Source organism: Streptomyces sp. NPDC058632 (assembly GCF_042717095.1).
GTDB lineage: Bacteria > Actinomycetota > Actinomycetes > Streptomycetales > Streptomycetaceae > Streptomyces.
Genome location: NZ_JBHXQZ010000017.1, coordinates 16532 through 41281, shown reverse-complemented (window position 1 = coordinate 41281; position 24750 = coordinate 16532). Strand labels below are relative to the sequence as shown.

Annotated in this window: 18 protein-coding genes and 2 pseudogenes; 14 read left to right on the top strand and 6 right to left on the bottom strand. The window is 67.1% G+C overall.

Features of this window, described 5'->3' with window-relative positions; all coding sequences use genetic code 11:
• Positions 1-5: 5 nt before the first annotated feature.
• From ACFWVE_RS09515 to ACFWVE_RS09505, 3 genes and pseudogenes are all read right to left on the bottom strand, one after another.
• A complete protein-coding gene (locus ACFWVE_RS09515; protein WP_384009894.1) occupies positions 6-686 on the bottom strand; it encodes a lipoprotein in 681 nt (226 codons plus the stop codon).
• 292 nt (positions 687-978) lie between these two features.
• Positions 979-1098 (bottom strand): annotated as a pseudogene (locus ACFWVE_RS09510) (VOC family protein); the annotation flags it as partial.
• Positions 1099-1702: 604 nt separating this feature from the next.
• On the bottom strand, positions 1703-2977 hold the full coding sequence (locus ACFWVE_RS09505) for a tyrosine-type recombinase/integrase (protein WP_384009891.1): 1275 nt from the start codon (positions 2975-2977) through the stop codon (positions 1703-1705).
• Between the two features lie 417 nt (positions 2978-3394).
• On the opposite strand from ACFWVE_RS09505, the gene ACFWVE_RS09500 reads away from it, so the two are divergent.
• The 5 genes from ACFWVE_RS09500 to drmB all read left to right on the top strand — a co-directional run bounded on the left by ACFWVE_RS09500 (position 3395) and on the right by drmB (position 12587).
• The gene (locus ACFWVE_RS09500) at positions 3395-3628 is read left to right on the top strand and encodes a helix-turn-helix transcriptional regulator (RefSeq protein ID WP_384009889.1); all 234 of its coding nucleotides are present in this window, start codon (positions 3395-3397) and stop codon (positions 3626-3628) included.
• A gap of 636 nt (positions 3629-4264) precedes the next feature.
• On the top strand, positions 4265-5878 hold the full coding sequence (locus tag ACFWVE_RS09495) for a hypothetical protein (protein ID WP_384009886.1): 1614 nt from the start codon (positions 4265-4267) through the stop codon (positions 5876-5878).
• Positions 5879-6709: 831 nt separating this feature from the next.
• Entirely contained in the window at positions 6710-6940 is a 231-nt protein-coding gene (locus tag ACFWVE_RS09490; protein ID WP_384009883.1) for a hypothetical protein, read from the top strand.
• Complete coding sequence (gene drmA / locus ACFWVE_RS09485) at positions 6933-10841, top strand: DISARM system helicase DrmA (protein ID WP_384009881.1); 3909 nt, start codon at positions 6933-6935, stop codon at positions 10839-10841. Before ACFWVE_RS09490 ends, drmA begins: the two co-directional genes overlap by 8 nt.
• Before the next feature lie 3 nt (positions 10842-10844).
• On the top strand, positions 10845-12587 hold the full coding sequence (gene drmB, locus ACFWVE_RS09480; protein WP_384009879.1) for a DrmB family protein: 1743 nt from the start codon (positions 10845-10847) through the stop codon (positions 12585-12587).
• An 81-nt stretch (positions 12588-12668) separates the two neighbouring features.
• On the opposite strand, the gene ACFWVE_RS09475 is transcribed toward drmB, so the two are convergent.
• Both ACFWVE_RS09475 and ACFWVE_RS09470 read right to left on the bottom strand, forming a co-directional pair.
• Positions 12669-14432 (bottom strand): DEAD/DEAH box helicase, encoded by a 1764-nt coding sequence (locus ACFWVE_RS09475; RefSeq protein ID WP_384009876.1) that lies wholly within the window; start codon positions 14430-14432, stop codon positions 12669-12671.
• Positions 14433-14763: 331 nt separating this feature from the next.
• Positions 14764-14961, bottom strand: a pseudogene (locus ACFWVE_RS09470) (ISL3 family transposase); the annotation flags it as partial.
• Between the two features lie 181 nt (positions 14962-15142).
• Here ACFWVE_RS09470 and cutA point away from each other — a divergent pair.
• Positions 15143-15469: a divalent-cation tolerance protein CutA gene (cutA, locus tag ACFWVE_RS09465; RefSeq protein ID WP_384009873.1), complete on the top strand. Its 327-nt coding sequence runs from the start codon at positions 15143-15145 to the stop codon at positions 15467-15469.
• 49 nt (positions 15470-15518) lie between these two features.
• On the opposite strand, the gene ACFWVE_RS09460 is transcribed toward cutA, so the two are convergent.
• Entirely contained in the window at positions 15519-16766 is a 1248-nt protein-coding gene (locus tag ACFWVE_RS09460; RefSeq protein ID WP_384009870.1) for a helix-turn-helix domain-containing protein, read from the bottom strand.
• A gap of 131 nt (positions 16767-16897) precedes the next feature.
• Here ACFWVE_RS09460 and ACFWVE_RS09455 point away from each other — a divergent pair, with 131 nt between their 5' ends.
• From ACFWVE_RS09455 to ACFWVE_RS09420, 8 genes are all read left to right on the top strand, one after another.
• On the top strand, positions 16898-17416 hold the full coding sequence (locus ACFWVE_RS09455) for an ATP-binding protein (protein WP_384009868.1): 519 nt from the start codon (positions 16898-16900) through the stop codon (positions 17414-17416).
• Entirely contained in the window at positions 17374-17979 is a 606-nt protein-coding gene (locus ACFWVE_RS09450) for a hypothetical protein (protein ID WP_384009866.1), read from the top strand. The genes ACFWVE_RS09455 and ACFWVE_RS09450 overlap by 43 nt, the downstream gene beginning before the upstream one ends.
• A gap of 130 nt (positions 17980-18109) precedes the next feature.
• Positions 18110-18364, top strand: coding sequence for a hypothetical protein (locus tag ACFWVE_RS09445; RefSeq protein WP_384009862.1), 255 nt, complete (start codon positions 18110-18112; stop codon positions 18362-18364).
• A gap of 86 nt (positions 18365-18450) precedes the next feature.
• Positions 18451-19143, top strand: a complete 693-nt coding sequence (locus ACFWVE_RS09440) for an HAD family hydrolase (RefSeq protein WP_384009860.1) — start codon at positions 18451-18453, stop codon at positions 19141-19143.
• A complete protein-coding gene (locus tag ACFWVE_RS09435) occupies positions 19140-20987 on the top strand; it encodes a hypothetical protein (protein WP_384009858.1) in 1848 nt (615 codons plus the stop codon). The genes ACFWVE_RS09440 and ACFWVE_RS09435 overlap by 4 nt, the downstream gene beginning before the upstream one ends.
• Complete coding sequence (locus ACFWVE_RS09430) at positions 20984-21934, top strand: thymidylate synthase (protein ID WP_384009856.1); 951 nt, start codon at positions 20984-20986, stop codon at positions 21932-21934. The genes ACFWVE_RS09435 and ACFWVE_RS09430 overlap by 4 nt, the downstream gene beginning before the upstream one ends.
• 8 nt (positions 21935-21942) lie before the next feature.
• Positions 21943-23661 (top strand): carbamoyltransferase, encoded by a 1719-nt coding sequence (locus tag ACFWVE_RS09425; protein ID WP_384009853.1) that lies wholly within the window; start codon positions 21943-21945, stop codon positions 23659-23661.
• On the top strand, positions 23658-24710 hold the full coding sequence (locus tag ACFWVE_RS09420) for a hypothetical protein (protein ID WP_384009851.1): 1053 nt from the start codon (positions 23658-23660) through the stop codon (positions 24708-24710). The genes ACFWVE_RS09425 and ACFWVE_RS09420 overlap by 4 nt, the downstream gene beginning before the upstream one ends.
• Positions 24711-24750 lie beyond the last annotated feature (40 nt).

Below are 24750 nucleotides of genomic sequence, written 5' to 3'. Positions count from 1 at the left end.
TCCGGTTACGGAACGGGTTGAGCGGAAGTGATGGAATCCCGCATCGTGTTCCGGGCGAGAACGTATGCGGGAAGCATGTTCTCGTGTTCCCGGGTGTCGAGACCGCCGAGCTGGAGAACGACGGAACCCTGCGGAAGCTCCACGGCCAGGGCGCGCTCCCGTTTCGTCTCCGCCTCAGCAGCACCGGGCTTGAGGTAGGTGACCTCGGTGGCCGGGAACGGACCGGCCTTCGTCTCGCGGTACGTGGGCTCCTCCACGCCTGTCTCTTCCGCCATGTAGCCGTTGAGAACCTCACGGGAATCGAGCTTCGTGTCCTCGCTGGCCCATACGCGCAGGAATCCGGCGTGGCCGGCGGGCTTGGCGTCGATTTCGCAGGCCAGGGAGACGGTTCCCTGACCGGGTGTGCCGCCCCGTTCATCCGCATCCACCGTTTCGGGAACCCAGGATTCGGCGATGTCGAATGTGACGGGCAGCCGGCACGCGCTGTTCGAGCCGCCGACGGTGGTGGTCGCCGGCACCGGTGCGAGATCGTCCTGCCAGCTGTCTCCGTCCGAAGGGGATGTGCATGCGGCGATCGAGCCGCCGACCAAGATGAAGGCGACGAGCCTGAAGAAGAGTGTTCTGTGCATCCCGCATCCAGGTCGGTTAAATGAAAGTCGTGTCAAGTTACATCTGGTCATGATCATGGTCAATAGAAATGATCAATTTTTTCTTCAGGATTTTCCTGAAGAACGATACTCGCTTTCCACGTCACTTGCGGCGATCTAATGGCTGATGTGTTTCGGATTCTGCAAATTCCCGAAAGATTTGATGTGTATACATTTTTGGTGCATGTTCGAGCTCTTGTCGCGCAAGGGGCGACTTGTACGGCTTTTCCTCGCGGTTGCCCGGTTGCCCGGTTGCCTGGTTGCCCGGTTGTCCGGTTGGACGCCCACCAGCAGGGCTCGGTGGGCGGCCAGGTCGATGGGCGGCCGGTCGGGGGCGTGTGTAGGGCCGCGTCATGGTTTCCATGTTGTGGCCGTCCGGGTCGGCGCAGTACGTCACCCCGACCGTCTCCAGGCGGGCGATCATCGCGCCGAACTGCTCCTCGGGCACGAGGCGGAGGGCATCTGAAAAGCCCTTCGGCGGGCAAGTCCCTGGTAGCGGGACGGCGTGTGGGAGCAGATGCTGACGTCGCTGCGTGAACGCGAGCGGGTGCAGCTCGGCCGGGATCCCACTCCCACTCCCAGTGCCGCCGTCGTGGACGGCCGGAGCGTCCGGGCCGGTGAACGTGGCGGCCTGCACGGTTACGACGGCGGCAAGAAGGTCAGCGCGGTATCAAGCGGCACCTGTTCGTCGACAACCGTCCACGAACGACACGGCGGTGGCGCTCCACCAGTCGGCCGGGTTCCCCGCCCTGGACGATCCGTCCCGAGAGGTCAGTGGTCGTAGGCGGTCAGTGAGCGCAGTAAGGGTTGTCCGACCGGACGCACCGGGGCCGGACCGTGGCTCGCGGCAGCCCCCGCTCGGGCGCGAAGTCCCGGAGAGGTCCCACGGATACCGCCGCCCCTTCCGAACCAGTGGTTCACCCGGTCGTGGAGGGAGCGGCGGTCTTCGTCGATCAGATGTCGCGGAACTCATGGACAAAGCTTCTGACCTGCGTAAATGACACCTCTCGAAGATCATCTTGCACGGTTGTTGCACAAGCCGAACGGAGGAGGACTCACGCGGCCCTGGTGTAGGCGCTCCGGACCGCGATGCGGACCTTGGAACCGGCTCCCACGACCCGGTGCACGTATTTACGCAGAGTGAACGCGGGATCGGCGTGTCCGAGTCGGTCTGCAAGCGTGTACACGTCTACCCCGCCGTTGATCATCATCGACGCGTACAGGTGTCGGAGCGCGTGCATCATCACGTCGCGGGACTTCTCCCAGCGTCGTCCCTTCGCGTCGGGCTCAAGGGGCTTGATGAGGCCGGCCGACGCCAGGGCGGGCTTCCAGCGGTAGGAGTTGAACCAATTCGACTGAATGGCGGTCTTCTCCCGGGTGTAGAAGATCAGCCGCACCGTGACCGGGTCGCCGCCTTTGCTGCCCCACGGTCGGGTCACCTCGACCGGCGGGTACTTCTGCATGTGCTCGCGCAGGGGGATGGCCACGTCGTCGGTCAGCTCGACCCACCGGTCCTTCGGGTCCTCGTCGTCTCCGCCCTTGGGGAGGGCGTATACGAGGAACGAGCCGTCGTGGACTACTTGCCGTTGCACGTGCACCATGGCACCGTCCGGATGTGCCCAGTCGATATCTTCTGGTGACAGGCCGAATATCTCTCCTTGCCGAAGACCCAGGCCGCGACCACAGTCGACGAGTGCTTTATAGCGGTCGGGAAGTTCGGCACGGATCTTCTCGGTGTCCTCCCATGTCAGGGTCAGCTCTGCCCGGCCGCCACCTCCTCGCTTCGGCTTGGCGTCCTGCACCGATTTGGCGAGGCACGGATTTTTGTGTATCAGGCTGTCGTCCACGGCCAGGTCAAAGACAGCCCGAAGATTGTCGAAGACCAGGCGCAGTGTGGAACTCTCGAGCAGCCTGCGACGGTCGTGCAGCCAGTCCAGCAAAGATGAGGCGTTCACGTCCTTTACGCGCATCTTCCCAACTGAGGTAGGAACGACGTGCAGGAGGATCCGCTCCTTGTGGCGTCGATAAGTCCGTGGATTCTTGTGTTCGTGCCCCTTGAGCCACGTAAGGGCGAGTTCACCGACCCTGACCTCTCCGGCACGAGGGTTGATGTACGAGCCGTCGTCCACTCCGGACCGCATCTTGGTCTCGTGCCTGCGGGCTTCGACCTCGGTGCGGAACAGCTCCGTCTGCTGGACATCTTCCCGGTTGCGCCATCGGGCCTGCCACCGCTTCCCCGTCCCATGATCCCGCGTCGGAACTTTGCCGTGTTCCTTACAGGTCGACTCCTCGTCTTTCGGTCGCGACTTGTGCCAGCGGTCGTACGGCATCGACTCAACTCCTAGTTTCTAACGGCCCTTTGAGTCTATTTGTGGACTCTCTTTAATCAGGGCCATCGCCGACGGCGAGATCGTCTGTCCGTTCATCGCACCCTGAGTGAATTGGATGTTGATCCAGGCGAGCTGGAGATGTCAAATGTATTCTTGGGCTCTTCGCGACAAAGGGGGCGGAGTGGTAGGGAAGATTTCACCTAGGCGAATGCTCGCTGAGGGTTCGACGAGGGCTCGTCGAACCCTCAGCGAGCATTCGCCGGTGTCCTTCGAGAGTTCGCAAGAGTCGTAGGCGTTTCGTCGAAAGGCCCTCTGTTTGGTCCGGCCGGAATTTAATGCAAACGTTCCGTCTACCACCACGGCGGAGTACCGCTCACGTGGTTTTTCCTGCCCGCTTCGAACCGTTCTGGAGTGCCCATGCGTCGAACCACTGCCCGCGCGGAAGAGGCCGCTAGTGGCGCGGGGGACCGTTGTCCCTTGATGGGCGCGGAGGAGCTGGCCGACTTCTTGGGCGTACCTCTGAATACGGTCTACATATGGAATCACCGACACCAGGGTCCGCGAGCCCACAAGGTTGGCCGCTATTTGCGCTACCGCTGGTCGGAGGTAGAGGCATGGCTGGAAGCTCAAGCAGTGAATCGCGCGACCTGATCAGCCAAGATTGGCTGGTGCCCTTGTCCTTGGTCGGGAGACAGAACCCGGCGTACAGCCCGACTCGCGCGTCGCCACCGGCGACTTTAGATCGGAAAGGGCCTCCGACCTGCGTCGGAGGCCCTTTCCGGACTTTCAGGAGCTTGCCGCATTAGGCGGTGAAAAGTCCCTAGAAATTCCCTCAGACAGCGCGGAAAGTCTCTGGCACGAAGGGGCAGACGATGCCGCTGAGTGCATCGGGTTGATGAGAGAGCTTGCTCTGGCTCCGCCACGCTGGAGCGGGAGGCGGCCGGGGTGGAGTGCTTTGAGGAGGCGGGTCGGGTGCTGGCCGTTGGCCGTTGGCCGTCGCGGTCCGGGCGAGGAAGGGGAGTGTCGTCTCGCCGTCGATCAGCGGTACCCGGATCGGGAGATCGGCGGACCGGCGCAGCTTGTGGTGCTGCGGGGTCGGGCGGTTGCGCCCTTGGTGCTCTGCGTCATGATGCATGCGGCGGCACACCGTTTCTGTGGACAAAGAACGGAGACCGGCTGCCCTGGCCAGGGACTCGTATAGCCGCTGTTCGACCCCAACTGTCAGTGCCGAGGCGCACAATGGCGTGGTACCAGTCGAACGGAGCATTTGGAACACCCGGGAGCAGGATGGACACACGCCTTATCCAGACGGCTGTCCTCGGCAGTCCGGAGTCCGACGAGCCGGTGATCTGCCCGGAGGACCCGGAAGAGCTGTTGGCCTTCCGTCTGGAGCACGAAGGAAACACCTGGTGGTGCGGCAGCAACCTACCGGGTGGATGCGGCCGCCGCCTCACAACGCGGCTTTGCACAGACAAGATCTGCCACTTCATGCATGTGCCGGACCCGCACGGTTCCTCCGACTCCAGCCTGCCCTGCACCCGACGGCTCCGCGGCAAGGAGGACGCCGACCACCTCTTCATCAAGGCGGACATCGCCCGGTGGCTGCGCGAGCAGAATATCGAGGCCGACCTCACCCTCCCCGACCCTCTCGGGTCCGCCGTCACCGCGCGCCTCACCGACGGGCGGCTACTGGTCGTCCACCTCGACACCGGCCGGGCTCCGGCATGGGACGACGAGGAGGCGTGGGAACACATCCTGGGACCCGGCTGCCCGATCAGCGAGGACGTGCTTGCCCGGCGCGGGTACGTGTACCGGATCCGGATGGCGGGTCGCTCCGACCGAGGGCGCCGCTACGTCGTCGCCGGCGTCGAAAGAGCCGGTGTGCACACCCGATGGTTCGACCTGGCCAACCTCAGTGTCTCGGCGGACGGCATTAACACGGTCGACGAACCGCCCGCTGTCACGCCCTCGTCGGTGTCTGCGGCCCCAGCCGCTGCGGAGAGGCCGGCCCTGGAGCGGCAACCGGTCGCCGCGCCAGTGGCGTCCGCCGCCGAGGTGCCAGCTCCTCGGGAGATCCGCCCGTCGACCGTGCGCCGACTCGACAGCGCCCTCTACGAAGAGTCGCCGGCGCACGTGAAGGTCGCGATGCTCAGCCTGGAGAATGTCATCGCGTATCAAGAACTCGATGCCGACGAGCTCGCGGCGTTGCGGGCCGCGCACGCCCGCGGCCAGCGGTGGCTGGACATGCGGGCGCGGCAGCGCAGGATCGTCATCGACCAGCTCCAGGAGAGCGTCGACGCCGGCCGGGATCCCGGGGGGCTGGTCCGGCAGGCGTGGGACCTCGTCCGCGACGAGGACGCAGCGAATGACGACAAGGCAAGGGTCGTCGCGATCCAGCGCGAGATTCAGCGCGTTGAGAAAGAGAGGCTTGAGACCAAGAAGCGGAAGAAAGCCGAGGCCGATCGGGCTGCGCGCGAAGCGATGCAACGTGCGGCTTACGAGTACCGGGTCAGCCTCGGCCAGAAAACGGCACGGAAAGAGAATCTGGCGCGGACGGCACAGCTCCAGGCGCTCGTCCAGTCCGTCCGAGGCGGGCTGAAGAAGGCGGCCGGGGCCGGAGAGATGCGTACCTGGTCGACGCTGCAGCACAAAACCGGAGCCCGCGGACTCAAGAGCCTCTCTTACGAAGACCGGGTCGACCTGCTGGTGATGGTCGGACAGAAGACGCCGGACGACGAACCCCTGTGGTCCGTGTTGCTCATCGCGCACGGGGACCAGGACGCCCTCGCCATGCACCGTGCCGTCTCGGCACAGCTGGGGCGGCAGGTTGCCGAGACCGACATCGAGCTCATCGCGCAGCTGACGGCCGAACGTGCCGAGTTGCACCGCCTCCACCAGTAGGTGCCGGGTGGTGTAGAGGTCCCCGTCTCCTGGCGGGGACCTCTACACGACACCAACCGCGACGCGGGGAGGGGGTACCCGGGTCCGCGGTCTGTGCTGTGCGAAAACTCGGGCCGGTAGCAGAAGGAGGACTACTCGTAACTCTGCGAGACGATTTGCATGGGGCCCAGAGTGATCGGTGACGCCGTAGTGACGATTCGCTCAGGGGGTTCACATGAGTTCGGGCTGCATACGGAGGAGACCGCCTCAGAGATGGGAGTAGTCGCCGTCACGGTCGCCGTCCTCTTTATTCTCGCGTTCGGGAGCGAGGGCAGCGGCAAGGGGAGCGGCGACGCTGTTGCCGAAGCGCCCCGGTGATTGCGGGTGGTTGGGGCCTTTACCGCGTTCTCATGAACTGCCCGAGCCCATCGCGCGCACCCAGGTGCCAAGGCCCCATCGGATACTCGGAGGCGAGGAAGCGGATGCCGAGCAGGCTTCCATGCTGGCCTCGATACGGTGCTGAAGCTCCACCTCCAGAGCCACCGTCGAGCCGCGCGGCTCGACGGCCCGGCCATCGGCATCCAGCCAGAACAAGTTTCAGGTCGCTCATTCGCCTCCCCATCCTCCCCAACGTCAACAGTCGGACAAACAACCGGAGGGCACGGCTATGCCGCGTTGTCGGCCTGCCTCTGCGAGGGAGCCTGTCGGCCTTCGGAGCTCGTCGATGTAGACGGAAGAACGGGGCCTGAACCAAGTGGAGTTGCGGACGTACACTGCGTTGCCTGGACGTGGGCCTGCCACACGACCGTCAAGGTGACATACGTTGTCCCCAGTTGATCGTCAGGGGGTGTCTTGGCAGGACGCGATCTTCGGACGCTGTTCAGCTCGAACGACCTGAGCACCTCCGTGAACGAGGCGTTCACCAGCTGGCAGGCCCAGCGGCAGGCCGTGACGGCTTCTCTCCTCGGATGCACGTTGCCGCTTGCGGACCAGACCGAGCAGCCGGACGAACTCGGTGCAGCCGCGTTCGTGCTTGGGTTTACCCACGAGGAACGAAGCGAGAAGGAGCACCCCGATGAGTGAGCGAGACCACCTTGTCGAGGATCTCGTAGCTGAGATCCTTGGCCCCCGGGGAGGGCCGATCGAGAGACTGGGGGGCGACGAGGACCCGCTTGACGAGTACATCGTCGGTGTCCTCGCTCCGTTCTCATCTCCTTCGGTCGAGGTCGACTCGGACCAAGAGCTTGTCGGCGACGAGGTGTCGGGCGGTGATGACGACCTTGATCCAGGCGAGTCCGTGTCAGGACATCAGCCCGCCGCCGCGGGCCTTCCGTCGCTGGCACTCGACCCTCGCGCCAGGCCGTCGTCGATTGGCCTGTCCCTGGCGGTCAGCGCCCCTGACAGGCCACGCCTCGACATCTGCTGTACGTGGGCCAGGTACCGCAAGGAGGCCAACGGGGAATGGAGCCGGGAGCCACAAGGTGCTATCTGGCGCGACGTGGACTGTTCCGTCGACAACACGCTGAGCGACCCCGCGGATCCGGGGATCGTGGCGAGGGTCCGTAGCCGAAGGGACTCCGGCGGCGTATGGAAGATCTCGGTGTTCATGGTCAACCAGAGCGCTGTGGAATCAGACCGCCTCTCCCCGTCGGACCACGTGTTCCAGCCACAGGTACGTCTGCGTTGCGGGGACAGAGCCGAGCTGGTTCCACTGGAACACCAGCACTTGGCGCAGGACGAGGAGGACGAGAGCCTGGCGCTGCTCTACGAGGACCGTCCCGTCCTCGCCCGGGGGCACCTCTGCTCTGCCGTCTGGCGCCGGGTCGACCCGGAGCGCCCGCATCCGGGAGGGTTGGAAGGAACCAGGCCCCCGTTCAGGTGGTCCGACGGGCGTCACCTGTTCGACGACGGGACGGTGGCCGAGTTCGAACCGGCCGACGTCCGGTCCGAGTTCGTTCCTGTGGTTCCCGTCAACGCTCCGGACAAGGGCTGGCCGGCCGACGCGGGAGAACCACCTGAGCTGGACCCGGTGGAACTGGCCCAGATCACGGATGGTGCCGTACTCCGCCTGAGGCTGGAGCCGCTCGCGGACGCCTACGAACGCTGGATCGAGGGTCAGGCCCGCAGCGTTGAAGGCCATGCGCCAGGTACGCCGGCCCAACGACACCTCTCCGGGTGCCGACGCGCGCTGGATCGGATCCGCGACGGGATCGAGCTGTTGGCAGGGGACCGCGACGCCCTACTCGCGTTCTGCTTCGCCAACCAGGCGATTGCCGTCCAGTCGCAGTGGACCAAGGGGAGGGTCAACCGCTGGTGGCCGTTCCAACTCGCGTTCCAGCTGGTCAACCTTCGGGGAATCGTCGACGACGCCCACGAGGACCGGGACGTGTGTGACCTGCTCTGGTTCCCGACCGGTGGAGGCAAGACCGAGGCTTACCTCGGACTCGCTGCGTTCACCCTCGCGCTTCGGCGGCTTCGTGCCCAGCGAGGGCAGGAGCCCGGGGGAGGAGCAGGAGTGACCGTCCTTTCCCGGTACACACTTCGGCTCCTCACGATTCAGCAGTACAGGAGGGCGCTCGCGATGGTGACGGCGTGCGAGCTCCTCAGGGTCAGCGGGTCGCCCGGACAGCGTGGCTGGCGGCCGTCCGGGTGGGAGGATCTCGGTGACGCGCCGTGGGGCTCCACCAGGTTCTCGGTCGGACTGTGGGTCGGCGGCAACGTGACCCCGAACAACCTGCAGGACCTCGAATACCGTGACGCGAACAACAGGATCATCACGGCCCACGGAGCCATCTCGATCCTGGAGGGGGAAGAAGGCGAAGGTGACCCGGCGCAGATCCTGAACTGTCCGGCCTGTAGGTCGACACTGGCGATCCCCCCGGAGGGCCTGCGCGAGGGCGACACGGGTGTGCTGCACTTCGTGGTGGGCGACCCGGATCCAGCTCTGGGCCCGGACGCGGCGCCGCAGCTGTCGGAAGAGCCGTTCGACGTGACCGCGATCACGGTCACCCGTCATCCGGACCCGTCGTACGCGACCGTTTCCGTTCGGTTCAGTGTCACTGCGGACGTGTCCGACCAGAGCGTCGACAAATGGTTTAACGGGCATGCACGTCGCCTGCTCGGTTCCAGGTCCTGGCTTGTCTCCGCCCGCGCTAGCCGGCCAGGGTACTTCGTGCGGACAGTTGAGTGGGGCAGGCAACGAAGAGAGAAGCCCGTCGAGTTCGAGATCTTCTGTCCGAACCCGAAGTGCCAGCTCAACTCCGACCTGGCCTGGTCCGAGGCGACCGAGGTCGGTGCCTGGCCTGTGCCGCCGGCCTTCGACCGGGGTGACGGCTCTTCGACGCACTGCCCTGTCCCGGCGTGGACAGTGGACGACCAGGTCTATGCCAGGTGCCCGTCGATGGTCGTGGCGACGGTGGACAAGTTCGCCCGCCTGGCGTTCGAACCGAGAGCCGGTGCGTTGTTCGGCAACGTCGACAGGCTCAACGAACACTTGGGCTACTACCGGGGCTGGGCACCTCCGGCAGGGCCGGCGACACTCCCACGAAACGCCCGTGAGGAGGTGACGTCTGGGAGCGACGTTCCCGTCCGTGGATTCCGCCCACCCGACCTCGTGTTGCAGGACGAACTGCATCTCATCGAAGGCCCTCTGGGCAGCATGGTCGGTCTCTACGAGGCTGGCATCGACCTCCTCTCCACGGTGCATGACGGCGAGAACACTGTCAGGCCGAAGTACGTCGCCTCCACCGCGACCGTCCGGAGGGCGGAGGAGCAGGTCCGTTCGCTGTTCGACCGGAGCCTGCAGGTTTTCCCTCCTCAGGGCCTCCGTGCCGAGGAGACGTTCTTCTCCTCGACCGGTTCCTCGCACCCGCTCGACGCGCAGGAGGCGGGTCGTCTGTACGTCGGGGTGGTCGCCCCCGGACGAGGAGCACAGACACCCATCGTCCGGATGTGGTCGCGTCTACTCCAGACACCCCGCGACCGACTCGAGGCTGGCGTCGTACAAGCGGAGTTGGACCCGTTCTGGACGCTGGTGGGCTACTTCAACGCTATCCGCGAACTAGCGGGAGCCGTGGCACTGGCCCGTCAGGACATCCCCCAACGTCTCGGGAGCGTCGCCACGGCACCTCGCACTCTGGACGAGCAGGAACCGATGGAGTTGTCCAGCCGCACCAGCTCCCTGCGGCTCCCGGGCATGCTCGAGGAGCTGGGAGTCCGACTGGAGCCCGGCCGGGAACCAGCGAACGCGGTCGTCGCCACCTCCATGTTCGGTACCGGTGTCGACGTGGACAGACTCGGACTCATGGTCGTACACGGGCAGCCGAAGACCACGTCCTCCTACATCCAGGCCACCGGCCGTGTGGGCCGCGGTGTCGGCGGGCTCGTCGTCACCTTCTACCGGGCCTCGCGCCCGCGGGACCTCAGCCACTACGAGTACTTCACCGGCTACCACACCACGCTCTACCGCCACGTTGAGCCTGTCACCGTCAACCCCTTCGCGCCCCGGGCGAGGGACAGGGCCCTTGGCCCGGTGATGGTCAGTGTCCTCCGCCAGGCGGCGAGGATTCCGACCGTGACGGGTTCCGTGGCGGTCGACGAGCGGTGGCGGATCCAACAGCGGCTCAGTAACGGGGGCTGGTTCTGCCGTGCCCACGAGATGAGCGACGCCCACACGGACCCCGAGGTGGACCTGCTCCCCGGCATCCTCGAGCAACGTGCTGCCCAGCAGCCGTCGCTCCGTCGTCCACCGTCATCGGAGACGGAGAACCATGCTCGCTCGGAGTTGGAGCATTGGCGGGAGGTCGCAGACCGTGTCGGTGATGTCTTGCTGTACCACGAGTCGACGGTCACACGTCCGGCCTCTCGCCCGGTCGTCCTAGGCGATCTCGCGCATCTTGTCGCGAACATGGATGAGGCTTATGAAAACGCGCCAAACTCTCTACGAGAGGTGGAGGCCACCACCACGATCGAAGGAAGGGGATAAACCGTGAGCCGTCCCTACCAGGAGGTCCGCCCCTCCCAGTTCGTCATCACCCTCGGCCCTGGAAGCATTCTCGAGACAGGATCCGGGCCGGTCGTACTCAAGTCGGTGGACACGCTTTTCAACAAGATTGGCCGTAACCCCCAGGACTTCGAGATCGTAGACAAACGGCTCTCACGACTCGAGCTGGACGGTGCACGGATCGCTCGTGTGCCAACCAACGCCGAACTGGGACTTCCCTCGGACAGAACGATCTACCCCACACACGCTTTTCCGTTCTGGTCCCTGTGCACACAGCACCGACCACACCAGGTTCTGTACGAGACGGGAAACGGATGCCCGGAGTGCCCATCGGTGTCGGCTCCGCAGCGTCGGGAGAAGGCGGGGCGCGAGGCGATCCGCTTCGTGCAGGCATGCGAGAACGGTCACCTGGACGAGGTTCATTGGCACGGACTCGTACACGAGGGGGCAGGCTGTGGCACGAAGCACTACCTCTGGCACGGAGGTGGCCGCGCCCTCCGACTGGTCCGCATCGAGTGCCCCCGTTGCCACGCGACCGCGAACTTCGGCCAGGCGTACGCGAAGTCCTGGCGCTGTAGCGGCCGCATCGTGGAGCACGGGGGGCGCCCGGTGCCCGCAAACGCGCGGTGCGTTCAGAAGGCGCGCATCGTCCAGCGAGGAGCTGCCAACCTACGGCTCAACCTGCTCCAGAGCGCACTGACGATCATGGATATGCCGACCCGGCTTCACGACGTCCTGAACGACCCGTCCCTTCTGGGAGCAGTCGGTGCACTCCATCGCCGCGGTCTCCTGGACCAGGTCGCTCTTATGGAAGAGGCCGAGCAGGTCGGGCTTGCCCGGGGTGCGATCGAGTACCTGAAGCAGACGAACTGGTCCGAGATCAGCAAGGCGTTCGACGAACTACTGGGGTCTGGTAACACAGGTTCGTCGTCACTGCGTGACGACGAACTCGACCGCCTTCGCCAGGCGGCGACCTCTGGCGTTCCGGCAGTTCCCCATCCGCATCCCGGCTCTCCTCCGTTGTTCGAGGTTCGCCAGGACGATGTGCGCCTCGTGCAGGGACCCGTCCGCCGGCACAGGCTGCGCGTCGCACCTGTCAGCCGTCTCCGCATGGTCATGGTCCAGACCGGTTACCAGCGGCTGGACCCGCAGAAGGCCCAGAAGATGTCCACCGCTTTCGACTGGAACGGCACCACCTGGTACCCGGGCATCGAGCTCTTCGGCGAGGGCGTCTTCATCGATCTTGCCGGCGACTCACTCACCCTTGCGGGCAGCCGGGCCGACCAGTGGAACGATCGGTTCAGGATTGATCCGGACGGTGACCCGTCACTCCACCCCGCACACGTCTGGTGGCATACCCTCTCCCACCGTCTCCTCAGGTCGCTCTCGGTGGACTCCGGGTACTCGTCCGCAGCGATCCGTGAGCGCGTCTATCTCAGCGTGCAGGACGGCAGGGTCACGGGCAGTGGACTCCTCCTCTACACGGTCCAACCCGGAGGAGACGGCACCCTCGGAGGGCTGGTCGCCCTCGTTAACCGGTTCGAGCACGTTCTTTTGCACGCTCTAGGAGACGTTGAGAGCTGTTCGAACGACCCGTTGTGCCAGGAGGCGCCGTCGGTGGGGGCGGAGGGAGTCGCCTGCTACTCGTGTCTCCTGGCGTCGGAGACCTCGTGTGAGCACCGCAACCAGGGGTTGGACCGCCTTCTTCTCGCTGAGAACCTACCCTGACCTGCTGAGCGGTTCGGTCGATCACCGACCGCTTCTGCGTGGGCTGGCGGACAGCCGACGCAGAAGCGGTGTGGCGTCGGACTACGTGCGGCTCTGGTTGCTCGACCAGTAGCCGGAGTACCGCTCGTACGCGAGCTGTCCGCTGAAACGGATGTTGTCCTCGATGTCCACGACCAGGCAGCTCTTCGTTCCACCGAATCGCGGTCCGCGCATGCCCCGACCGATCATCTGCTCGTACAGGACCGGGCTGGTGGTGGGACGACCGACTACCAGGGCTCGTACCGCCGGAGCGTCGAAGCCGGTCGTGAGGACGCCGTAGTTGCAGAGAACGGACAGGCGCTCGTCGCGGAACTGTTCGATGAGCGCGCGCCGCGTCGCACTGCGCGTATTGGAGGTGACGACCTCCGCGGCCCGGCCAGCGCGTCGCAGCAGAACCGCCATTGCTATGGAGTGTTCCACGGTGCAGCCGAAGAACAGCGTCGGGCAGTCCGGCGGTAGTTCGAGCAGTTGCTCGAGCAGAGCACGGTTCCTCGCGTCCGATTCACCGATCTTACGGAGGAAGTCAGGGTGGAAGTCCTTGAACTGCTCGAAGTGCGCACGGTGGCTTTCGACGTCGTCCATCCGGAACCCAGGACCGGCATAGGAGAGCACCTTGTGCTCAGGCCGTGACAGGACGTCTCGCCGACGGAGCTCGGACACGATGTCGCCCCCCAAGGAGCGGGAGCTGAGAAGCTTGCTGTGAAACCTCTCCGCCAGCTGGCGAGTCTCGGCGTCGACCCTCCGAAAGGGCGTGGCTGTCAGCCCGATGACGGGAACCGGGGCTTTTTGTCCTAGTTCGATCCCCAGGAAGCGCAAGACCCTGTTGTAGCTGGGGGCCAGCATTCGGTGCGCCTCGTCCACAACCACCGCACCCAGGTTCTCGCGCAGCAACTCGAGTTCCTGTTGCGTGTCGTCATTGGTGCCTCGAAGGACCGCGTCAAGCTTCTGGATGCTGGCCACCACGATGTCGGGGTCGCTCGGTACCGAGGCGCCGCTTCCCCACAGTCGGGCAATCTCCATCGTGTGCCGTACCTGGTCATTGCGGTGCCCCAAGTCGGTCCATACCTCACGGAACGCCTGGACCGCCTGCTCGCACAGCTCCTCGCTCTGGGCGATCCAGAGAACGGCCTGACGGCGTGGCTGGGAGATGCGCCACTCAACGAGGCTCTCCACCGCGGTCCTGGTCTTGCCAGCTCCTGTGGGCAGGGTCAGAACACCACGGTTGGCGCCCGGTGCCCCGGAGAGCATCTCGATCACCTGCTCCTTGAGGTCCTGTTGGAAGTCCTCCAGGTCTCGGAGAGGTACGAAGGGGGCAACTTCCAGCGTGTCCGGCTCCCGTGTACTTCCCGGCAGGCCGGCAAAGGCAGGCGGGATGTCGAGGACTCGTGCGAAGTGGCGAGGCCAGCTCTTACCGGGCTTCCACGTGCGCTCCGCGATCTTCTTGGCTCTGGCTCTGCTCCCACCACGGCTGCGTTCGGCACCTCGGTAGTCGTGCAGCGTCTCCAGCTCGTCCTCCGATGCGGAAAGCGCAAGCCGTTCCCGTAGCGCCCTGGACTCGAGAAGACCGAAGCCCGACCTATCGACCAGGAACTCGGCAAGCTCCCCCTCGGGAAGTTTTGACCGTGCCCTTCCGGATTCGTGCTCGACCGCCGCGATGATCCCCTCCACCGACTTCCTGGAGCGAGATCTCCCTTTGCTCTCGAGATCCTCGATCACCGCCCGCAGATCCCGCGGAACGAGTCGCCGACGCAGTACCTGGATTGCCTGGGATCGGTCCTGCTCACTCAATTGGCCGAAGGCTTCCACCGAACACCGTCTCCTGGGCTGGCTAAGAGTCGACTGTGCTTAGTCGTTCATGGATGGTCAAACAGCGCAGTGGGGGGGGGGGGTGTGGAAGTCTCTCACCGCCAGAGCGGTCCTTCTTCCGGGCGCACGGTCACTGATCATATGCCAGGTCTGTTTCAACGGGTGATCAGTTCGTCACCTGGAACGCGGTCCTTGCAGCGCGAGGATTCTGATACCTCGCCCCCGAACGTCGTTCAGTGGCCTTCGATGCTTCGCTGGGCGAGGCTGATGGGTCTGTGCAAGAAGCGGGTCTTCCAAGATTTTCGTAGGCGTTGATCGCTGCGGATGGCAGTCAGTTGAGCAGGATGAGTCGGCGCAGGAGGGAGTGGCCGGCGCGGCCGTACCGTTGACGCTTGAGCAGTTTGATCTTGCAGTTGGTGTGCGGTGCGGCCGTTGTGGTGGGGCAGGGTGAAGGCGGCGTCGACGGCGGCGCGGTCGCGTTCCAGGCCAGTGGCGAGGAGTGCAGGAAGGGCAGGGCGGCAACGCGCACCGAGTGGTCAAGGCCGACCTGCTGCGCCTTCACAGTGATGTCAAGGAGGCGCTCCTTTCGCGGGTCGCGGGTGCTTCAGAAGTAAACAGTGCGTTTGCGCGGTCTCCCGTCGGCTACCACCCGCCAGCTTGCGTCGAACACAGGGATAGGGTCGCGGTATCCGAGCTGGAGAGGTAGCCGTATGGACCCCGAGATCGTGATCGCGCAGACGACCAGTGACGACGAGGAACTGGCGAGGACCCTCGCCAGAGGTGCTGTCGAGAGCAAGCTGGCGGCGGGCGTTCACATCGATGCGCCCATCACCGCCTTCTACTGGTGGCAGGGGAAGGTCGAAGCGGCTCAGGAGTGGCGGATCTCCTACATGACGTCGTCGGATCGCCTCCCCGCGCTAGAGGCATGGCTGCACGAGAGGCACCCGTACGACGTCCCCCAGTGGGTCACGCTGCCCGTGACCGGAGGCTCGGAGGCGTACCTGTCCTGGGTCGTCGACGAGACGCGCCCGCAGTAGAGGTCACCACTGCAGCGCCTCGCTCTCACCGAGTGTGTGCTGGGACGCTTCACAGCGTCGCGAACGTCAGCAGGTGGCTGGCCAGATCATGCTCGGTGTCGGGGAGCCCGGCAGCGATGGCCTGGGCCCGCTGCCGGCCCATGGTGTTGGGCTTCGACTCCGCCGCTGCGGCGAACTGGTGCGCGACGTAGGCCCCGCGATCTACGTCGCCGCCGCGCAGAAGGGCGGACGCCAGGTCACCCAGGACGACCACACCTGACTCGGGTAGTCCACCGCCGAGGCGCTCGACTGCGGAGTCGGCCGTGGCCGTCAGCTCCTGACGCTTGAGTTCGCCGTAGACCGAGAGGGTCAAGGAGTCCATCCGGTACGGCGTCACGAAGCGGACCCACGCCTGCTCGCTCGTATGGTCGGCGAAGTCATAGGCGAACCTGGCCTGGTCGAGAGCACGAAGGGCGGCGGCGTCATCGCCCGACTGAGCGGCCTCCTCCGCGTACCGGCCCAGGGCCCACGCTGCGGCGGTTGCATTGCCACGTCCGCGTACGTCCTGAGCTGCCTGCGAGAGCATCTCCAGCGCCTTCGCAGGGCTGGGGGCACCGTAACTCGCGTAGCCCAGAGCCAGAGCGCGCAGAGGGGGGTGCCCAGCCTTCTTCGCGCACTCCGAGGTCACTCCGTAATAGGAGATGGCCTTGTCGTGCTCGCCGAGGTCCCAGGCAACCCATCCGGCAAGAGCTGCGGTCTCTCCCGCCGCGATGGTCAGCGCTCGCTCGTGGGTTCCGGCGCGGGGAAGGGCTGCGGTGATCGCGTCCAAGTGTGCCTCGACCCGAGACTGCAGGCTGAGCGCGCTCTCGTTCAGCTCGTCCACGTGCAACCGGGCCGCATGGTCAATAAGCACCCCCGCTGACTCAGAGTCGATCTTGGAACCCTTGCTGAGTGCATAGGCCAGCCGGCCCCACGGCTCGGCAGCCGCAGCCGCACCGATGACTGCGCCTCCCAGCAGCGTTCGGCGTTTCACGTCGTCCAGGTCCTCCGCCTCGGCCTTGTTCTTCTCTCGCCGCCTAGCACGGGCGGCTTTCGCCTCGCGCAGCAGCGGCTCCAGCGGGACGCCGCAGGCCAAAGCGATGTTCCCCAGGGTGTGGTCCGTCGGCACGTTGACACCGTTCTCGTACCGATTGACCTCTCGGCGGGTCATCGTTGCCCGGCCGGAAGCGGCGTTGATCGCACCGGCCTGTTCGTCCTGCGTCCGATTCGCGTTACGCCGCAGGTGACGGAGCAGCTCGGCAAATGGATCCACTGCCATGAGTCTGACCCCTATCCGTGGGAGAAGGCCAATACTCCCTTCAACTCCCCCCTGATTTTCCCCCCTTGACAAAGATTTCCCCCCTCCGGTTTCCCCTGTTCCGGATCGCGCAGCCACGGTGCGATGTGCGCATGACCACGCACCGGACAGCAACGCCGCCCCGACCTGGGGGCGACGACGGTGGCGCCCACGTCGTCGGCGCCGCGACCGCTCGGTGTCCGATGGCCTCGCACGTCTTCGAGATGGCCATGGAGCCGGTGGATATGCACGTCGCTCAAGCGCGACGAACCACGGCCACCGTCCTGAGGCAGTGGTCGTTGCCGGAGACGCCGGCAGAGGACGCCCAGCTCGTCGTCTCGGAGTTGGTATCCAACGCGATCATCCACGGTTCCGGGGATGTCCGACTGCAACTGCGACACGACGACCACGAGCTTCGAATCCGAGTCACCGACGACAGCACCGCACCGGCGAGGCGACGACATGCAAGTGCCGCCAGCCTCGGTGGTCGAGGGCTGCACCTCGTCGCCTGCCTGTCGCTTCGGTGGGGCGTCGCGGACGGCGGCCGAACTACGTACGCGGTCATCCCCACTCTCACGGAGGCACCCCCATGTCGCCGCACGACGCAGTCAAGCACGGGCCCAACGTGTTGAGCCTCGTTGCCTGCGACCGGGGGCGTGAGAAGCACACGGGCGGTGGGTCGCCGATTGCTGGCAACGACACCCGAGAGGGCCCCGCACTTCTCCCGGTGAAGCGCCAGTCCCGAGCTGGCCAACTCCGAGGTATCCGCCAGCACTTCTACCGACAGGTCGTTGACACGCAGGACGATCAGCCGCTGCGCGTGCTGGCGTACAGCTTGGTACCGAGTCCGAGAACCCGACCTGACGAGGACTGGGGGACGCTGCAGGCTGAGGCCGACCAGCTCGGTTACGCGATCGCCGCCCGGCTCCACGATGTGGCTGTCCCGGTGACCACGACGTACTTCCCGGCGTCCAGTGCGAGCCAGGGCGTCTACACGCCGCCTTGGGATCGACCTGGTTGGCGGGAAGCCGAGCGGCAGCTCCGAGAGGGCTTGGCCGACGGCGTGATGGTCCTCGACCGGCACAACATCAGCTCCGATGACGACGAGTACCACGCCGTGATCAAACATCTGGGCGAGCACTGCCGGGCGTTTCTCCACCTCGTGATCTCCGAGGAGCCCGTCGCGCCGACTTGAAGGCGTCCACTGCTCTGGATGGACAGGAAGGGCTGGGGCTGGCGGCAGATCAGCGCTCAGATCGCCCTGATCGCCACCGTGAGCGTCGCGCTCGCCTTCACCTTCAAATACACCTGACCGAGGGCTGACCATGACTTTCGAAGGACACACCGATCGTGCGCCGCGCCTCCTGCCGCACCGCGAGCAGGGCGAAGCGCTCCTCGCTATCCGGGAGGCCGCCCCGTCGGCGCCCAGCGAAGAGGGCATCGATCTCTTCGCCGTGCCCGCCGGTGAGGTTCAGGGGCGTGGCTTCAACCTCTCGCGCTTTCACCGGCTCTCGTGCCTGCCGGCCGCGCCGAACGGATCGGTCTCGCCTTCGACTGACGACCCGCCGGACGCGGCCTGATTGGCCCGGCCCGGTACCCCGAGTTGGAACTCGAACCGGCCTCGGCCCTCTGAGGCGCAACAGCCACCCCTGACGAGAGGATGATCATGACCGTTCCCACTCACGAATCGCCACCGGCTCCGGCCGCGCCGAGCGACCACAGGTCGCGCGCTCTTCTCCTCGACCTCGACGGCGTCCTGCTCGACACGCGTCCCGTGATGCGGAAGGCGTGGCAGAGGGTCCAGGAGATCCATGGCGTCGTGCTCCCCTTCCGTGACTACGAGCGCCACCTGGGTCGCGAGTTCGGGGACATCATGCAGCGACTGGGCGTGACCGATGCCGAGGCTGTCCGCAGGACGTACGAGGCGGAGTCCGTGGCCACCGCGCACCTCGCGGAGGAGTTCGCCGGCATCGTCGAGACGCTCCACGCCTTCGTGGCCGCCGACTGGAGGCTGGGCGTCGTGACGTCCAAGCACGTCGACCGGGCGGCCCCGCTCCTCGCGCGCCTCGGGTGTCCCTTCGCGACCATTCGCACGCCCGCCGGAGCGGGCCGGACGAAGCCGGCCCCGGACCCGCTCCTCCTGGCGCTGGTCGACCTGGGAGTCGACCCCGCCTCCGCCGTCTACGTGGGTGACATGGCGGTCGACCAGGAGTCGGCCGCACGCGCCGGCGTCCCCTATGTACACGCTGGATGGGGCTACGGGCAGCCGACGGCTCCCGACCCCGAGAGGGCCTCGTCCCCCAGGGAACTGCTGAGCCTCCTCCCCGCCAAGCAGCTCGTCGAGGGGAGCACGGTGTGAGCCCCCGCACGACTGGTGGCCTCGGCCTGGTCCGCTCCTCCAACGCCGGGAAGCCGACGTGGACTCTCGTCGGAACCGGCGCCCTGGCGCACGCGCGGACCGACCACATTCACACCACGGACCTGGAAGCGACGACCGTCGACAAGCAGTTACTGCGCTCCGGCGTCGAAGACGTCATGGAGGCCGTCGACCGCTACAGCGCCAAGCTGGCCGTCACCCCGGGCGGAGCCGACTGGCTCCACGTCCAGCACGTCCCCGTACGACGCTTCGTCGCCGAGATCGTGCGCAAGCTCCTGGCCCTGAACTCCTGGGCACCGTTCGCCTCCGCCCCAGGGCCCCTGACCCTGGCCCCGTACGAAGGACTCGTGGGACTGCGTTCGAGCAACTCGCGTGAGTACCTGGCCTACACCGTGACGTGGTCCGGCGTCGCGTACGTGCTCGGTGCTGCGGCACCGCACAACCCGGCCCGCTCCGCCCAGCTCCGGAACCGCGCCCGGACGAGTACGGCTAACACGGAGCCGAGTCCGCTCCCCTCGGACCTCGGACGGCAGGACGTTCTGGCGCTGTCGTGGACCTCCCGCCACGAGGCCACGCTGACCCCGGTTCTCGCCGAACTGGCGCGCGGCGGGCAGAGGAGCCTCCTGCTCGATCTCGCCACTGATGCCGCCGAGCGGTGCAGCGCGGAATCGGCAACGGGTATCGAGCTGCGCTCGGCCCCGAGCGACCTCTTCACCGTCTCCGGCACCGCCGAGGGCCTCCACCGTCCCGACGACGAGCACGTCGTCCAGGTGGGAGGCCACGGCGTCCAACTTGCCCGTCTCGTAAGGCTCTTGTCCGTGCTCTTGGAGACCAGCGGCGGCTGCACCCAGCCGTCGTGGCGGACGGTGGTGCGGGCGGAGAGCTGGCTCGACGACATCCTGTCGACCACTCGGCCGCACACCGTCCTGCTGAGCAACGACACCAGCCCCCTGGGTGTGCTGGCCGCGCACGCCGCCGAGCGGCACGGAGCGAACTCGGTGCACGTCCAGCACGGGGCGTGGACGGAGGAATCGGTCGCCTGGCCGGCCCTGCACAGCCGCGACATCATCGTCATGGGCGAGCGGGACCTCGCCCTGGGGCGAGGGTGGGCGCGCCACCCCGAGGCCGAGGTGCACGTACTCGGGCAGCCCCGCTTCGACGTCCTCGCCGGCCTGAGCCGCCAGGCACAGCGGCGGTACCTGGAGAAGCTGCTCGCTTCGGGGGGCCGACGTGGGCCGACCCGGATCGCGGTGTGGGCATGCCAGCCCTTCAACCCCGGTCACCTCAAGTCCCACGCGGACCTCCTCCTGGACGGGCTTGCCGAGGCGGGCGGCGACTGGGGGCTCGTCATCGCTCCACACCCGGCACAGGGCGCCGACGCCTTCACCGCTCTGGTGAAGCGGGACGGCGGGCCGCCCGTCGCGGTGGCCGACCCCCGGGTCGGAGCCCGAGGCTGCCTCGCTGGTGCTGACGCAGTAGCGAGCGCGTACTCGACGTGCGGGATCGAAGCCGCGCTGCTCGGCATCCCGGTCCTCGAAATCGGCCCGCCGGGCGAACGCACCTTGAGCCTGACCGGTCACGGACTGGCGACCCGGTGCGAGGCCACTGGTGACGTCGCCGAAGCGCTCTCCGGCGTGCGCGGGGGCCCTACGCCGATCCCGCGGGCGGCCCTGGACGCGGTCTGCCGGTGGCGCGGAGACAGCGCCGCTCGGGTCGCCCGGCTCATCACCGACCGCGCCACCTCCGGCCCGAAGGCCGACGACTCCACCCACCACCACCCGGGCGCCGCTGCGTCGCCCAAGGACGAAGGAGCATCCGCCCGATGACATCCCTCACGGCCGACAGCATCGCCGAGCTGTTCTCCGGTGCCGTCACGCTGGCCAAGTCCGGCGAGAAGATCAGCCCCCGGGGCATGGCCACCCACGAAGTCCGCGACGTGCACCTGCTGCTCACCCAGCCGCGTGCCCGCCTGCTCTACGCCCCGCCCGCCCGCATCGTGAATCCGGCCTTCGCCGTCGCCGAGACGGTCTGGCACCTGTCCGGATCCGACGCGCCGTGGATCTTCGACTACAACAACCGGCTGCGGCAGTTCGCCGACGAAGGCGTCCTCCTGGGGGCGTACGGCCCCAGGATGCGGAACTGGGCCGGCAAGGTCGACCAGCTCTCCCGCGTCGTCGAAATCCTCCAGGCCGACCCCGACTCCCGGCGAGCCCTGATCCAGCTCTACGACCCGGCCCAGGACGCCGCAGGGCACAAGGACGTGCCCTGCACCCTCGGATTCCGGTTCCACCTGCGCGCCGGCCGCCTGCACATGGCGACCACGATGCGCGGCCAGGACGTATGGATCGGCATGCCGTACGACGTGTTCTTCTACACCGTGCTGCACGAGCTGGTCGCCGGATGGCTCGACGCGGAACTCGGCGAGTTCCACCTGCACATCGGCTCGCTGCACATCTACGACGAGCACATCGAGCAGGCCGACACGCTCACCTCGCTCCCGGCGAGCGAGATCATGCCCGACCTGCGAACACCCTGGAACGGCTTCGACGGCCTGCTCGACCAGGCCGAGGCCCGTGACGTGACCGGCCACCCCGGCTGGGACGCGATGGCCGAGACGCTGCGCAGCTACCGGCTGTGGAAGGACGGCAAGCGCGAGCAGGCGTGGCGGGCGGCCGACACGGTCGACGGGCCCCTCGGCCAGGCCCTCACCGCCTGGTACGGAGAGCTGGAGCGGCGCTCGACCAATCGCGCCGCCACGGCCGGGGCAAGGTGACCGCCGCCATGAAGCGCATCCCCTCCGTCGTCCTCGGTCTGTGCTCGTACACCCACGATTCGTCGGCCGCCCTCCTCGTGGACGGTGAACTCGTCGGCTTCGTCGAGGAGGAACGCCTCTCCGAGCAGAAGCACACCAAGCTCTACCCGGCCCGCGCCGTGGGATGGCTCCTCGACCAGGCCAAGCTGAGCGCCAGCGACGTGGACAGCGTCGCCTACAACTTCCAGCCCGTCCGCTACCTCGCCGAGTCGCCCGCCGCCCTGCGCATGGCGCTCTCACCGATGACACGCGACCGGAGCCTGGCCCGCGCCCACGGATTCGCCAAGGTGGCCCTGCGGACCCGGCGTCGGCTGCGCGTCCTTGGCAGTCAGTTCCCCTCGGCCCGCGTCACACCGGTCCTGCACCACCGAGCCCACCAGCTCACAGCCTTCGCCGCCTCCGGTTGGGAGGAATCCGCCGTACTCGTGGTCGACAGCCTCGGCGAGCGGCAGACCACCACCATCGCCCACGGCCACGACATCCAGCGCCCCCGCCTCCAGCCCATGGAAGCGATCAACGACCCGGCCTCCCTCGGGTACGTGTACGGCGCCGTCACCGAGCACCTGGGCTGGAGGCGTGGCGACGAGGAAGGCACCGTCATGGCGCTGGCCGCCCTCGGCGACCCCGCCCGTTTCCGGCACCTGTTCACTACGGCCGTCCGCACGACGGCCACGGGCTTTCGCATCCACCCCTGCTACTTCCCGACGCGCACCCTCACCTCGGGATACCCGAGGACGTCCCGGCGGTTCGTCGCCGAGACCTGCCCCGAGCGGCACCCGAGCGAGCCGCTCACCGACGTCCACCGAGACCTGGCGGCTGCCCTCCAGGAGCGGACCGAGCAGGTGATGGTCCACCTTGCCCGCCGTGCCCGTGCGCTCACCGGCTCCCGGCGGCTGTGCGTGGGCGGCGGCGTCGCCACGAACTGCGTCAGCATCGGGAAGATCATCGAGGCTGGCATCTTCGACGAGGTGTTCGTCCCGCCAGCACCCGGAGACGCCGGAACCGCCATCGGGGCCGCCCTCGCCGTGCACGTCGATGGGCGCAGCCCTCGCCCGGTCGCCGGCATCGCCCGCCACTGTTACCTCGGCCCCTCCTACGAGGACCAGCCCCTCGACCTGACCCCCTGGCCCGGCCTCCACCAGAAGACCCTCGGCATCGAGACCGCCGAGTTCCTCGCCGACCAGCTCGCCCACGGCATGATCGCCGGACTCTTCCAGGGTGGGGTTGAAGCCGGGCCGCGCGCCCTGGGCAACCGCTCGATCCTCGCCTCCCCGCTGGAGCCCGGCGTCGTCGAGCGGCTCAACGCCACCGTGAAGTTCCGCGAGCCGTTCCGGCCCTTCGCCCCCATGGTTCCCGCCGAGCGCGCCGCCGAGTTCTTCACCCTCGGCCAGCCGGCCCCGTACATGTCCATGGCCTCCGGGGTGACTGACCTGACGCGCGAGCGGGTGCCAGCCATCGTGCACGCCAACGACACCTCCCGCCTGCAGACCGTCACCCGCTCACAGAACCCGTTCATGCACGCGGTGCTGACCGCCTTCGGCCGCCGGACCGGCATCCCCGTGCTGATCAACACCTCCCTCAACGTCAAGGGCAAGCCGATCTGCGGAACACCCGAGATGGCCCTGGACTGCCTCGCCAACTCCGGCCTCGACGCCCTGCTCCTCGAAGGGCGGTGGATCACCAAGTGAAGATCGGATACAGCTTCTGGGGCTTCCTCGGTAACGGCGTCACCGACACCCCCGACGGAGGCCGCAGCCACCGCCGTCCCTTCATCGACGCCCTCCTTGCCCGCGGTCACGAGATCGTCTTCCTCCAGCCCGACCGCGACCGCCTCGAAGCCGGTGACGACCTCGGCGGCGCGTACACCTTCGACGACGGCCTGCCCGGCATCGACGCCCTGTTCCTGGAGTGGCGCTGGGCGATCCCCGGCCGCAACACCACCGTGTGCGGCAGCGAGGGGCACACCTGCGACCTCCATAGGCAGGCCCAGCTCATCAACCACTACACGGCCCGGCACCGGACGCCCACCGTCATCTGGGACAAGGACCGCACCCTGCGCGCCGAGAGCGTGTGGCGCCGCACGGCCCACACGCGCGTCTGCGAGGCCGCGCTCACCCCGACCCCTGGCGCGCACTCGCTGCTCTTCCCTGTCGCCGAGGACCTCCTAGCCCAGACCGATCCCCTCACCCTCGCGGCGCGGCCTCGGGATCTCGCGCTCGGCTATGTGGGCAACCAGTACGACCGGGACGAGCCCTTCGACCGCTTCTTCGCCCCGGCCGCCGTCCGCGTCGAGCACCTGGTCGCCGGGAAGTGGACGAAGACCGGCCGCTGGCCGCACGTCCGCTTCGCGGGCCGGATCCCGTTCGAGGACACCGCCGACGTCTACGGCCGCTCCCTGGCCACGGTGCTCATGCTGCCCGAGCGGTACGCCGCGGTCGGGCAGATGACCCAGCGCATCTTCGAGGCCGTGCTCGCCGGATGCCTGCCCCTGGCCCCGGCGGACATCCGCTTCGCCGACCGGTTCGTCCCGAAGGAGCTGGTCGTGCGCTCAGGCGACGACGTGCTCGAACGCCTCTCCTACCTGCGCGAGATCGCCGGCACCGAGCAGCACGCCGCCCTGATCGCCGCCTGCGTGGACCGGCTGCGCCTGTTCGGCCTGTGCAAGCAGGCCAACACCCTGGAGTCCGTCCTGCACGGCCTCCTCCAGGCCGCCGCGACCGAGCGGGGAGCTGTCTGATGCAGACCGCTCGATCGACCACGGCGCGCGGATCCTCTGG